Annotated in this window: 10 protein-coding genes; 5 read left to right on the top strand and 5 right to left on the bottom strand. The window is 67.3% G+C overall.

The annotated features are described in order from the left end of the window. Positions 1-487: 487 nt before the first annotated feature. Entirely contained in the window at positions 488-1,447 is a 960-nt protein-coding gene (cysK, locus tag FHY19_RS05055) for a cysteine synthase A (protein ID WP_259156067.1), read from the bottom strand. A 15-nt stretch (positions 1,448-1,462) separates the two neighbouring features. Next, a complete protein-coding gene (gene cobA, locus FHY19_RS05050; RefSeq protein ID WP_259162538.1) occupies positions 1,463-2,665 on the bottom strand; it encodes a uroporphyrinogen-III C-methyltransferase in 1,203 nt (400 codons plus the stop codon). 163 nt (positions 2,666-2,828) lie between these two features. On the opposite strand from cobA, the gene FHY19_RS05045 reads away from it, so the two are divergent. Beyond that, entirely contained in the window at positions 2,829-3,809 is a 981-nt protein-coding gene (locus tag FHY19_RS05045; protein ID WP_259162529.1) for a LysR family transcriptional regulator, read from the top strand. Between the two features lie 10 nt (positions 3,810-3,819). Then, positions 3,820-4,104: a hypothetical protein gene (locus tag FHY19_RS05040; protein WP_259156063.1), complete on the top strand. Its 285-nt coding sequence runs from the start codon at positions 3,820-3,822 to the stop codon at positions 4,102-4,104. A 653-nt stretch (positions 4,105-4,757) separates the two neighbouring features. Here FHY19_RS05040 and FHY19_RS05035 read toward each other — a convergent pair. Beyond that, positions 4,758-5,954, bottom strand: coding sequence for a GAF domain-containing sensor histidine kinase (locus tag FHY19_RS05035; protein ID WP_259156062.1), 1,197 nt, complete (start codon positions 5,952-5,954; stop codon positions 4,758-4,760). A gap of 295 nt (positions 5,955-6,249) precedes the next feature. Between FHY19_RS05035 and FHY19_RS05030 the strand changes: the two genes are divergently transcribed. The 3 genes from FHY19_RS05030 (at position 6,250) to FHY19_RS05020 (ending at position 10,577) form a co-directional block, all read left to right on the top strand. Further along, a complete protein-coding gene (locus tag FHY19_RS05030; RefSeq protein ID WP_259162527.1) occupies positions 6,250-6,681 on the top strand; it encodes a DUF2946 family protein in 432 nt (143 codons plus the stop codon). Positions 6,682-6,873: 192 nt separating this feature from the next. Then, the gene (locus FHY19_RS05025; protein ID WP_259163980.1) at positions 6,874-8,877 is read left to right on the top strand and encodes a TonB-dependent receptor; all 2,004 of its coding nucleotides are present in this window, start codon (positions 6,874-6,876) and stop codon (positions 8,875-8,877) included. After that, on the top strand, positions 8,877-10,577 hold the full coding sequence (locus FHY19_RS05020; RefSeq protein ID WP_259162526.1) for a PepSY domain-containing protein: 1,701 nt from the start codon (positions 8,877-8,879) through the stop codon (positions 10,575-10,577). The genes FHY19_RS05025 and FHY19_RS05020 overlap by 1 nt, the downstream gene beginning before the upstream one ends. A 27-nt stretch (positions 10,578-10,604) precedes the next feature. Here FHY19_RS05020 and FHY19_RS05015 read toward each other — a convergent pair whose 3' ends face one another. Both FHY19_RS05015 and cysI read right to left on the bottom strand, forming a co-directional pair. Next, entirely contained in the window at positions 10,605-11,330 is a 726-nt protein-coding gene (locus FHY19_RS05015) for a phosphoadenylyl-sulfate reductase (protein ID WP_259162523.1), read from the bottom strand. Beyond that, a complete protein-coding gene (cysI, locus tag FHY19_RS05010; protein ID WP_259162509.1) occupies positions 11,327-13,033 on the bottom strand; it encodes an assimilatory sulfite reductase (NADPH) hemoprotein subunit in 1,707 nt (568 codons plus the stop codon). The genes FHY19_RS05015 and cysI overlap by 4 nt, the downstream gene beginning before the upstream one ends. Positions 13,034-13,107 lie beyond the last annotated feature (74 nt).

Raw genomic sequence — 13,107 nt, 5'->3', positions numbered from 1 at the left:
CCATCGCCGCGCAGGGGCGGGTGCGCGCGGCATTGCCGTGGTACTTGGAACCATCGGGCCGGGATCGATTGGCTGGCGCGGCGCGTTTCGATTGCAGACCCGCCATCAGGGCCTGGGGGCAGCGCTCGATGTGCGGCAAGGATGCGGTGCGGTGCCTGGCGCTGATGACGCTGCGCACGCACTGCTGCAGCTGGCTGACGTGTTGTGCCCGGTTCGTCTGCCGACGTTACCTCTCAACCCGGGTTCGTCACGGCGGCGCAAGGCCGATTGCGTCCGGCAGCTGGGCAGCCCGGTATGCGGTCCGCACTGTGCGGTACTGAAGCGTGCGCAATCGCAACCGCAGCCGGGCGATGCGGAGTGGCCGCGGCGACAATGCGCGCAGGACCATGCTCGGGCCTGCCGAACGAATGCGCTTGCCGGGTGCCCGGTCGCGGATAAAAAAAGGCCGCGCCAGATGCGCGGCCTTCCAATGCCACCAACCAGCCGATCAGGGCAGGCCAGCCAGCCAGTCGTCGTCCGAGCCTTCGTTGATGTCGGCAAACAGCGGGGTGGAGAAGTAGCGCTCGCCGGTGTCGGGCAGCATCGCCAGGATCACCGCGCCTGGAGCGGCGGATTCGGCCACGCGTAACGCAGTGGCGACAGTGGCGCCGCCGGAGATGCCGGTGAAGATGCCTTCTTCGGCGGCCAGCCGGCGTGCGATGGTGATCGCGTCTGTGTCTTCCACGCTCAGCACTTCGTGCGCGACCTCGCGATTGAGCACGTCGGGCACGAAGTCCGGGGTCCAGCCCTGGATCTTGTGCGGTTTCCAGTCCTGGCCCTGCAGTAACGCCGCACCGGCCGGTTCGCTGGCGGTGATGCGCACTTCCGGGCGCGCCACGCGCAGCACTTCGCCCACGCCGGTGAGCGTGCCGCCGGTGCCCCAGCCGGTGACGAAATGGTCCAGCCGGTGGCCGGCGAAGTCGCGCAGGATTTCGGCCGCGGTGGTGTTGCGGTGGTAGGCCGGGTTGGCCGGGTTGGCGAACTGGCTGGCCAGGAACCAGCCATGTTGCTCGGCCAGTTCCTTGGCCTTGCGCACCATGCCGCTGCCGCGCTCGGCGGCCGGGGTCAGGATGACCTTGGCACCGTAGGCGCGCATCAGCTTGCGGCGCTCGATGGAGAAGGTTTCCACCATGGTGGCGACGAACTTGTAGCCGCGTGCGGCGGCGACCATGGCCAGCGCCACGCCGGTGTTGCCGGAGGTGGCTTCGACAATGGTGTCGCCGGGCTTGAGCAGGCCGCGCTGCTCGGCGTCCAGGATGATCGCCAATGCCAGGCGGTCCTTGACCGAGCCGCCGGGGTTGAACGATTCCACCTTGACGTACAGGGACACGTTGCCCGGGGCGAGGCGGTGGAGTTTGACCACCGGGGTGCGGCCGATGGTGTCGAGGATGTTGTCGTACAGGGCCATGGGGTCTCCGTCGGATCAGGCTGCGTGGGCCAGTGTGGGCGTGTCGGGCGTTGCGATGGGTGAGTGTGGCAGCGTCGCGCTCACCGGCGTGGCGCCAAACCAGTGCAGCGCTGGCGCCAGTGCGGTCACTTCGCCCAGGATCAACAAGGCGGGCGCCTGCACCTGCAACTGCCGCGCGGTGCTGGCCAGGGTGGCGAGCGTGCCGGTGATCACCCGTTGCTGCGGGCGCGAGCCGTTTTCCACCAGTGCGAATGGCGTGGTCGGCGCGCGGCCGGCCTGCAGCAGGCGCTGCTGGATGCCGTCCAGGCCCGCCACGCCCATGTAGAACGCCAGGGTCTGGCGCTCCTGGCCCAGCGCCTGCCAGTCCAGCGTGTCCAGCGAATCCTTGCAGTGCGCGGTGATCAGGCGCAGCGACTGCGCGTGATCGCGATGGGTGAGCGGGATGCCGGCATACGCGGCGCAGGCGAGGGCGGCGGTGATGCCGGGGACAACCCGAAAGCCGATGCCATGCGCGCGCAGGAATTCCAGCTCTTCGCCGCCGCGGCCGAACACGAACGGGTCGCCACCTTTGAGCCGCACCACCCGACGTCCGGCGCGGGCATGTTCCAGCATCAGCGCATGGATCTGTTCCTGGCGGGTGCTATGGCCTTGCGCAGCCTTGCCGACTTCCACGCACAACGCATCGCGACGAGCCAGTTGCAGGATCTGGGGGCTGACCAGGCGGTCGTACAGCACCACCTCGGCCTGCCGCAGTGCGCGCATGGCGTGGCGCGTGAGCAGGCCGGGGTCGCCTGGGCCGGCACCGACCAGGGTCACGCTGCCGGGAGAGAGCGGGGCGATACCGGTCTGCGGCGCGGGGGAGGGTGCCGAGGCAGTTGCAGATGCGGTCGGTGCCGCATTGTGGGTCAACAGGCGGTGGCGGCTTGCTGCGGCGCGCAGGGCATCGTTGGGGTGCGGCTGCTCGCTGGCGGCGATGGTGAGCCAGACCGGGGAATCCGGCAGCGCCAGCCAGGCCGGCTCGAAGTGGCCGGGCAGCCACCGGATCCGCCCAGTCTGCGCCCACTGCTGCAACTGTGGGGTCAGTTGCGGGGCGCCGACCAGCGGCAGCGCACCGGCCTGCAGCAGGTTGGCGGTGGCGCGTTCGGCATCGGCACCGCCACCGACCACCAGGACGGCACGGCCACGCAGGTCGGCAAGAAGCGGGAACACAGAGGTCACGGACCGGGAGCATCGAAGGGAGGGCCAGACCGTAACGCCGGCTTATAGCTGTCGGAAATGACTTCATGCGTCCTAAAAATAGCGTTCGGTTATAAGCTGGCCCGCCGAACTCCTCTACAGTCGATGTCCTTGTAGCGCCTCGCGCTTTTTTGGATATAAGCCCATGACGCTGACCCAACTTCGCTACCTGGTGGCCATCGCCGATGCCGAGCTGAACATCACGCTGGCGGCCGCGCGCGTGCACGCCACCCAGCCCGGCCTGTCCAAGCAGCTCAAGCAGCTGGAAGACGAGCTGGGCTTCCTGTTGTTCGTGCGCAAGGGCCGCAGCCTGGACGCGGTGACGCCGGCCGGGGTGGAGGTCATCGAACGCGCACGTGCGGTGCTGTCGGAAGCCAACAACATCCGCACCTACGCGGCCAATCAGCGCCGCGAAAGCCAGGGCCAGTTGACCCTGACCACCACCCATACCCAGGCGCGCTTCGTGCTGCCGCCGGCGGTGGCGCAGATCAAGCACGCCTACCCGCAGGTGAGCGTGCATCTGCAGCAGGCGGCCGAAAGCGCGGCGCTGGACCTGCTCAGCCAGGGCGATGCCGATATCGCGGTGGTCAGCACCGCCGGCGGCGAGCCCAGTGCGGGCATCGCGGTGCCGCTGTATCGCTGGCGGCGACTGGTGATCGTGCCGCGCGGGCATGCGCTGGACACGCGGGTGGCGCCGGACATGCAGGCGCTGTCTGGGCACCCGCTGATCAGCTACGAATCGTCCACCCGGCCGGGCTCGTCGCTGCAGCGGGCGTTCGCGCAGGTCGGGCTGGAGCCGAGCATTGCGTTGACCGCGCTGGATGCGGACCTGATCAAGACCTATGTGCGCGCCGGGCTCGGCGTGGGGCTGGTGGCCGAAATGGCGGTCAACGCCAATGACGAAGACCTGCGCGCCTGGCCGGCGCCGGCGCCGATTGCCGAATGCATCGCCTGGGCGGTGCTGCCGCGCGACCGCGTGCTGCGCGATTACGCGCTGGATCTGGTGCATGTGCTGGCGCCGCAGATCGACAAGCGCGACCTGCGACGCGTGCTGGATGGCAACCAGGCGCCGAACTGGCCGCTGCCGCCGACCTGGGAATCGCTGACCCAGACCATCACCAGTTGAGCGCCACGCGATGACCGAGCCAGCACGCCCGCCGCTCAGCAGACTCTGGTCGCCCGAACCCGATGGCGGCATGTCGTTGCAACTGTCGGCCAACATCGACGGGCGCGAGCATGCCGTGCTGACGGTGCTGGCGGACCCGCAGGACGAATCGCTGTGGGTGGCGCTGCAAGCCGGCGCAATGCCGGTGCAGATTCCGTTGGCGGTGTTGCGTCAGGCACTGGAAGTGGCCGCAGAAGACGTGCATTCGGCGGCGTGGTTTGCGCAGCAGGGGGATGAAGCCGGGATTGGCGAGTAGGGATTCGCGATTCGTCTAGCGGTCTCTGCCACGTCGTGGTGGTGCGCTGGGCGCGTTGCGTGTTGTTGTGTCCGCTAACGCGCATGTTGCACTGCAGCGTAGAGTTGCCCAAAAATCCTCTTTTCCATCAATGCCATACGTGCGCCGATCGGTGCGTGGCGCTGTGTGCTGTCAGTGATTCTCCCTACGCGTGTCGGGGCCGGCTTCGCGGCGTTGTCGTCACCCATCAAGTTGGGCGCGGCGCTGTCGTAAATCCTTATAGCAACTATGACGCGACATCTCGGACGTCTAGGGGTGGACGGCGCAGGACCGCGATGCAGGTATCGCATCACCGGTTTGATCAAGGGGTGTCGTAGAGGGTTGCTAGCGCTGTCGCATCACTGTTGCGCGAGGCTGCGCACAACGCGACTGGCGCACCCGGGTCCCTGGGGAGAGGCCTGGCGTGTTTGGCGGCGGATCCGGGTCGGGAGCCCGGGTCCGCCTTTTTTTTTGCCGAAACGAGCGCAGTGCACGGCAGTTGCCGAACCTGGTTGGCCGCTACTGGCACGCGTCGGAATGCCCGGCTCAACGCCGGCGATATGGTGTGCGGCAGGCTGCCGCCTGATTGCCTGGACGCGCGGTCGCCCATCGTCGTGCAGCCGCGCGCGAACGCGTCAGGCCAGTGGAATGCGTACCGAAAAACAGGTGCCGCCTTCCGACCGCGGCCGCACCGTCACCTCGCACCCCAGCGTCTCGGCGGTGCGGTGCACGATCCATAGCCCGATGCCCAGACCATCGCTGCGCGGGTCCGCCTGGCGAAACGCCTGGAAGACCTGCTCGGGCTGTTCCAGATTCAAGCCGATGCCACTGTCGATGATCTCCACCACCGCATAACCGGGCCGGCGGCGGGTGCCGACCAGCACGCGTCCACGCTCGGTGTATTTGATGGCGTTGCCGACCAGGTTGCCGATCAGGGTGGTCAGCAAGGTGGGGTGGCTGACCACGCGCAGCGAGGTCGGCACGTGTCGCAGCGCCAGGCACTTGTCGATGGCCGGCTGGCGCCAGACGCCCAGCACCGAGTGCAGCACGTCTTCCAGCTGCAGCGGCTGCATGTCCGGCATGGCGGCCTTGCTGGCGGCTGCCAGCGTGGCCAACTCGTCCAGGTGGCGCCCAACCTGGCTGATCGCATCGCGCGCCGTCACCAGGGTCGGAATGGAATCGACGTTGGCATGCCGGCGCATCTTGTCGATGGCATAGGCGGCCGTGCGCAGCGGGGTCTTCAGATCGTGCCCGGCAATGGCCATCAGGCGGCTGCGGTAGCGGTCGGATTCTTCCGCGATCAGCAGCGCGCGGCGCAATTCCAGCTGCGCCATGGTCTGGCGTGCGAGCGCGCGCAGGGCTTCGACCTGTTCGTCGGTGAGCTTGCGCGGCTGCCGGTCGAGCACGCAGACGGTGCCCAGCGGCAGGCCGTCCGGCGTCTTCAACAGCGCGCCGGCATAGAAGTACAGCGGCGCCTCGCCGGTGACCAGCGGGTTGCGCGAAAAGCGGCTGTCTTCGCGCGTGTCGGGCACCACCAGTACGTCGCTGTCGAGCAGCGCATGCGCGCACATCGACTTGAACAGCGGCGTCTGGCGCTCGCCCATCCCAAGCTCGCTCTTGAACCACTGGCGGTCCGCGTCCACCAGGCTGATCAGGGCGATCGGGGTCTGGCAGATGATCGACGCCAGCCGGGTAATGTCCTCGAAGGCGGCCTCGCGCGGCGTATCGAGGATGCCGTAGCTGCGCAGCGCCTGGAGGCGCAGCGCCTCGCTGGGCGGCTTGGGCGCGCAGGGAAGTGGCTCGGCCGCTGGATCGGACAGGACGGTGCTCATGCGCGCGCAGGATGAATGGGACGACGTGCAAGCATAGGGCATGGCGGCGCCCCGCACGTATGCCCGTTCGGATGCATCGATGGAACTGTGACTGCCGGCCTGGACAATGGATTGAGGGGATGGCTTGCGCGTCATCGCCAGGGACGTGGTCGCGAGCCGGCGGGACAGCGATGGTCGACCAAGCTCCAGGCGATGCCCGTTCGCGCAGATGCCTGCACCGGTGTGGGGTGCGACATCCGGTCGCGCACCGGCCGCGCCCATCGCTCGCGCCGACACGGCGGCTTACACTGCGCCGATGTCCTCGGCCCATCGCCATCGCCTGCTGCACCTGCTCGCCTGCCTGGCAGTGGCACTGATGCTGGTGGCGCCGTTGATCAGCCGCTGGAGCCAGGCACGCGCGCCCGAGCCGATGTGCATGAGCGGCCCGGCGCCTGCCGCTGCTGCAGTGCATGCGGGCCACGCGCCGGCGCAAGCGCACGGCGCGGTGCCGCCGGATCACGCCATGGCCGGCGCCATGCACCATGCCGGCGACCATGACACCGCGCTGCATGGCGAAGCCTGCGACTACTGCATGCTGGCCGCACGCCTGCTGCCCTGGCTGGCGCTGCTGGTGCTGTGTCTGCTGCCGCGACGCCCCGTGCAGATGCCGTTGCCGGCGACGGTGCGGGCATGGTCGGCCTTGCACTGGCCCGCGCTCGGAGCGCGTGGGCCACCGTTGTCCGCCTGAGCCTTGCCCCGTTGCGGGCGTCCGCTCTGCTGCGGCCTGTCTGCGCTTGATGCGTTGGCGCGCCTGCGCAGACGCGATGGACGACGCATTCTTTGAATGAAGCCGGTGCTCGCCCTGTGGGGGCGGCGTGCGGCTGCATTGCCGTGGTGACGCGGCAAAGGGTTGGTCATGCGTTTGCGGTTGTCGAAAACGATGTGGTACGCGCCGTCGTTGGCGCTGATGTGCGGTCAGGCCTGCCAGGTACAGGCGCAGGATGCCGCGCTGACACTGGGCAAGGTGCAGGTGAGCGAGCACGCACAGCGCACACCGAGTACGGCGCGCGTGCTGAGTTCGGTCGATGTGATCGGTGGTGCGCTGCTGCACGATCAGCACGTGGATTACAGCTGGGAACTGTTGATGCGCGCGCCCGGCGTGCAGGTGACCCAATTCCGTATGGGGACCGATGCAGGGCGGTTTTCGTTCCGCGGCTTCAACGGCGAGGGACGGATCAGCGCGGTCAAACTGCTGATCGACGGCATTCCCAGCAACGATAACGCCGGTGGCATGCCGTATCTGGATGCGGTGTTTGCGCAGGACATCAGCGCCATCGAAATCGTGCGCGGCACCAACGATGCGCGGTACGGCCTGAACGCCATCGCCGGCAGCGTGGATGTGCTGACCCGCACCGGTGGCAACGATGGCCGCCTCAGCGTCACCGCCGGCAGCTTCGGTGCGCGCGAGGTGCAACTGGGCAAGGGCTGGGAGCGGGGCCCGTGGAGCCAGAACTATGTGCTGGCCTGGCGCGATTCCGCTGGGTATCGCGATCACGCCGATGCGCGCAAACGCAGCGTGGCCGGCAAGTGGTTCTATACCGACCCGGATGGCGCCTTCCGTGCCGGGCTGACCACGCGCTACTACGACAACCACGCGCTGGAGGCGGGGTATCTGGATGCGGCCAGTGCGCGTGCGGCGCCGCGCAGTTCGCCTGCGTATGCGCAGGACGATCGCAGCGAACGCCGTGTGCGTCATACCGCCTTGCACTCCGATGGCACGCTGGGTGCCGATGCGCAGTGGAGCGCCAAGGCCTACCAGAATGACTACCGCAATCAACGCTGGGTACGGTTTTCCGCAGCCGGCCTGCAGCAGGAACGCGACACCGCTGAAACCCATCGCGGCGTGCTGCTGCGTGGCAACTGGCAGCCCGGCTGGGGCATGTGGAACGCGGCGCTGGAAGCCGGCGCCGATGCGCAGTGGCAAGACAACCGGTCGCAGCGCTACCGCACCATGGCACGCGTGCGCGGCGCGCAACTGCGCGACTGGAACTACGATCTGCACACTCGCGGTGCCTATGTGCAGGCCGTGCTGCGCCCGGTCGACCGTTTGCAACTGGTGCCGGGGTATCGCATCGATCGTGTCGATGGAACCTTGCATGACGTGCTGGCCGGCGTGTGGGCGCCGACCTACGACTACGGCACCATCAAGCAGCCCAAGTTCAGCGCCAGCTATCGTGTTGGCGAACAGGGCAGCGTGTACGCCAACTGGGGACGCACCTTCCAGATCGGTAGCGGCGATGGTGCGTATCGTCGCCAGCCGGGCAATCTCGGGCCATCGATCAACGATGGCTGGGAAACCGGCTTCAAATTCGCGCCGTCGGCACTGCTGGATGGGCGGGTGGCGTATTGGGAACAACGCGCGTCCGGCGAGGTGGCCACCATTCTCGGCGTCAACGGCGTGGCCGGCATCGGTGATGTGGCCAATGTCGGCCGGACGCTGCGGCGCGGGTGGGATGCGCAACTGAATCTGCAACCGGCCGAACACTGGCGTGCGTGGATGTCGTATTCGCGTCAGAAGGCCAGCATCGCCACGCCCGACCCCAGCGCGCCGGCCACGCGCGGCAAGGAGATCGAAAACGTGCCGCACTGGCTGGCCACCGCCGGGCTGGAGTGGCAGGTGAGTGCAGCGGTGCAGCTCAGCGCCTGGGGCAACGCGCAGGGCGATTATTACTTGGAGCGCAGCAATACCCTGGGCCGCACCGGTGGCTATGCCTTGCTCAATCTTGGCGCGCGTTGGAACCTGGATGCGCGTAATGCACTCAGCGTGCAGCTACGCAATGTCACCGATCGCGCCTATGTGTATGCGTGGTACGACAGCGGCAGTTCCGGCTATTCGCCGGGCGATGGCCGCGCGCTGTCGGTGTCCTGGGATTGGAGCTTCTGATGCGCACACGCACGGGGACTGCCAGCGTCGACCTGGCGCCGGGCGATGGTCGCTGGCGGTTCTATCGCGCGGTGTGGCGCTGGCATTTCTATGCCGGGCTGCTGGTGCTGCCTTTCATCATCTGGCTGGCGCTGACGGGCGCGGCATTCTTGTATCAGGACGCCATCGATCGCACGGTGCACCACGGTTTGAAAGTGGTGCCGGTGGGCGCGGCGCGCGCGTCTGCACAGCACCTGGTGGAGGTCGCGCAGCGCGACGGTGGCGGCACGTTGTTCCGCTACACCACGCCCAAACGTGCCGATGCCAGTGCAGAGATTGGCCTGGTAGATGCGCAGGGCACGCGCAGGGTGGTGTATGTGGACCCGTATCGCATGCGTACGTTGGGCAGCTTGCCCGAGCACGGCACCCTGGCCTGGACGATTCGGCGGCTGCACAGTCTGGAGTTGATCGGCCCGTTCGCACGGGGCCTGATCGAAATGGCGGCGGGGTGGGCGATCGTGCTGGTGCTCACCGGCGTGTACCTGTGGTGGCCGCGCGGGCGGCGCGGTGGGGTGGTCAACGTCCGTGGCACGCCGAAACAGCGGCTGTTCTGGCGCGACCTGCATGCGGTGACCGGTGCCGGCGTGGGGGCGGTCCTGGTGTTTCTGGCGCTGACCGGCATGCCGTGGTCGTGGCTATGGGGAGCGCAGGTCAATCGCTGGGCCAACGGGCACGACTTCGGCTATCCGGCCGGCCTGCGCGTGCAGCAGCCGATGTCGGAGCAACGCTTATCCGAAACCACCGATCCGGCGTGGTCGTTGCGGCAGGCACGTCTGCCGGAGTCCGCGTTGCCTGCGGCTGGTGCGCTGGACGAGCGATGGCAGGACGGGCAAGCGGACGGGCCGCGCGCAGCTGCGGTGCACGCGGCCGATCCTCACCCCAACCCCAGCTCCGCGCCCCTGTCCGTGCCAGCAGCGCGGGCGCGCCAAGGCGCGCAAGCAGTGTCCTCGAGCCCCAAGGGGAGAGCGGCTGGCTTCCATCCGGCTCATCCAGAACATTCAGAACATTCAGAACATTCAGAACATTCAGAACATTCAGAACAACCGGGGCAACCGGAGCAACCGGAGCATTCAAGCCAGTCAAACCAATCCGTCCATGCAGCGCACGGTGGCGCCGGCAGTGTCGCTGCGCCAGGGAGGGGCGCGATGGGACTGGATGCGGCGATGGCGCGGTTCGATACGCTCGGTATTGCGCCGGGGTATAGCGTGTCGCCGCCGCGTGGCGCGCGTGGTGTGTATACGGCTTCGGTTTACCCGGCCGATCTGCAGCAGCAGCGGGTGATCCATCTGGATCAGTACAGCGGTGCGGTGCTGCTGGACATGCACTACCGCGATTACGGGCCGGTGGGGCGCGCGCTGGAATGGGGCATCAATGTGCATCTGGGCCAGCAATACGGCACTGCCAATCAGTTGATCCTGTTGTTTGCCTGCGCGGCGATCGTGCTGTTGTGCGTCAGTGCCGCGGTGATGTGGTGGAGGCGACGGCCGGTGGGTGGGCTGGGCGTGCCGCCCTTGCCCGCCGACCCACGCACCCTGCGCGGGTTGCTGGTGCTGCTGGTGCTGTGCGGGTTGCTGTTTCCGATGGTGGGGCTGTCGCTGCTGCTGATGTGGCTGTTCGATCGTTACTGGATACAGCGCTCGCAAGCAGACGCTGCGGCGTGATGTGGTGGCTGCGTGTGCAGCCACCATTCAAATGTCCTCGTGAATCCCGCACTCGCGCTTGAGGCCGAAAAAGCGTGTGTCTTCTTCGCGCATGCCCGGTTCCCAGCGGCGGGTGGTGTGGAAGTCGCCGATCGAGACGTAGCCTTGCTCCCACAGCGGGTGATACGGCAGGTCGTGCGCCTGCAGGTATTGCCACACATCGCGGTCGGTCCAGTCGGCGATCGGGCTGATCTTGTAGCGTTCGCCGCGCTTCTGCACGATCGGCGTCTGCGCGCGTCCGCCGGACTGGCTGCGGCGCAGGCCGGTGAACCAGGTACCGACATTGAGCTCGTCCAGTGCGCGGCGCATCGGTTCGACCTTGCGCAGGTTGTTGTACTGGTCGATGCCGACCATGCCCTGTTCCCACAACCGGCCATGGCGCGCTTCCATCCAGGCGCGGCTGACCAGCGGGCGATACACCTTGAGGTTGAGCTTGAGCCGGTCGGCCAGCGCATCGGCAAAGCGGTAGGTCTCCGGAAACAGGTAGCCGGTATCGACCAGGATCACCGGAATGTCCGGGCGCTGCTGGGTGAGCAGATGCAGCGTGACCGCCGATTGCGCGCCGAAGCTGGACGACAGCGCGGCGTCCTGCGGACCATGTTGAAGCGCCCACGCCACGCGCTCGTCGGCGCGCAGGCTTTCCAGTTGCGCGTTGAGCGCGTCCAGGTCGTCCAGCGCGGAAGAGGTGATCGATGCAGCGGGCAGCGCGGTCATGCGAGCAATTCCAGGTCGAGGTGACGGTGCGTGGGGTAGGGCGGCAGTGCGATCAGTCCACTGCGGTGCAGGAAATCGCCGAAGCCTTCGTCGCCGGCCTGGTCGCGTTCTGCGGCGTAGCGGGCCAGTAACGGGTCCAGCGCGGCCAGGATCTCGGGCTCGGCGATGTTTTCGCGATACAGGGTATTCAGACGCTGGCCGCGACGGTCGCCGCCCAGCATCAGGTTGTAGCGACCGGGCGCCTTGCCCACCAGTGCGATCTCGGCCAGATACGGGCGCGAACACCCATTGGGGCAACCGGATAGGCGCAGCACGATGGGGGTGTCGGCAAGCCCGTGCTGCTGCAACAGCGGCTGCAGCGCAGCGCTGAAATCGGGCAGGTAGCGCTCGGCCTCGGCCATCGCCAGGCCGCAAGTCGGCAGTGCCACGCAGGCCATCGCACCGCGTGCCAGCGCGGTGGCGGCATGGTTGCCCGCATCCAGCGCGTACTGCGCAACCAGCGCATCGATCTGCGCGCGCTGCGGCGCAGGTACACCGGCGATGACCAGATTCTGGTTGGGCGTCATCCGGAACTCGCCCACGTTCAACTGCGCAATCGCGCGCAGCCCGCTCAGGTGTGCGCCGGTCTCGGTGTCGGCAATGCGCCCGGCCGGCAGCGACAGGGTCAGATGCCACAGGCCGTCGTCGCCTGCGACCCAGCCATAGCGGTCGCCGTTGTGCTCGAACGCGAACCTTTGCGCAGGCTGCAGCGAAAAACCGGCGCGACGTTCGATCTCGGCCACGATGGTGTCCAGGCCGTGATCGTCGATGGTGTACTTGAAGCGCGCGCGCTTGCGCACCGCGCGGTTACCCAGATCGCGCTGGGTGGTGACCACTGCGGTCGCGAGCTCCAGCAATTGATCGCGGGTCACGAAACCAATGACGTTGGCCACGCGTGGCCAGGTTTCCGCGTCGCCATGGCTGGCGCCCATGCCGCCACCGATGCTGACGTTGTAACCGAGCAGCTCGCCGTCGCGCAGGATGGCAATGAAGCCCAGGTCGTTGGCGAACACGTCCACGTCGTTGAGCGGCGGGGCGGCGAAGCCGATCTTGAACTTGCGCGGCAGATACCGATCGCCGTAGATCGGCTCGTCTTCGCTGCCGGAACCGGAGACGCGTTCCTCGTCCAGCCAGATTTCGTAGTACGCACGGGTATTGGGCAACAGGTGCTCGGACACGCGCGCGGCATCGGCATACAGCGTGGCATGGGCCTGCGACAACAAGGGGTTGGCCGCAACCTGCACGTTGCGATTGACGTCGCCGCAGGCCGCCAGCGTATCGACCAGGGTGGCGTTGATCGCCTGCATGGTCGCCTTGAGTTCGCGCTTGATCACGCCATGGAACTGGAACGCCTGGCGGGTGGTGATGCGCAGCGAATGGTTGGCGTAACGGGTGGCGATGCCATCCAGCGCCAGCCACTGGCTGGGCGAGATCACCCCACCCGGCGTACGCGTGCGGATCATGAACTGATACGCCGGTTCGAGCTTCTGCCGACGCCGCTCATCGCGGATATCGCGATCGTCCTGCTGGTAGCTGCCGTGGTACTTGATCAGCGTCTGATCGTCCTCGCGCAGCGCCCCGGTCACCGCATCGGCCAGGCTCTGCTGCAGCGATCCGCGCAGACGGCGACTTTCGGATTTGATGTCTTCGACGGAGTGGCTCATGGGAATCGGGAATGGGGAATAGGGAGTCGTAAAAAACTGCTTGGTCTGCCAGGAAAGGTCAGTTGCGGGCTGTA

This window comes from Xanthomonas sp. 4461 (assembly GCF_024806475.1).
Taxonomy (GTDB): Bacteria; Pseudomonadota; Gammaproteobacteria; order Xanthomonadales; family Xanthomonadaceae; genus Xanthomonas; species Xanthomonas arboricola_F.
The sequence above is the reverse complement of the archived record's forward strand: the minus strand, read 5'-3'. Positions and strand labels throughout refer to the sequence as shown.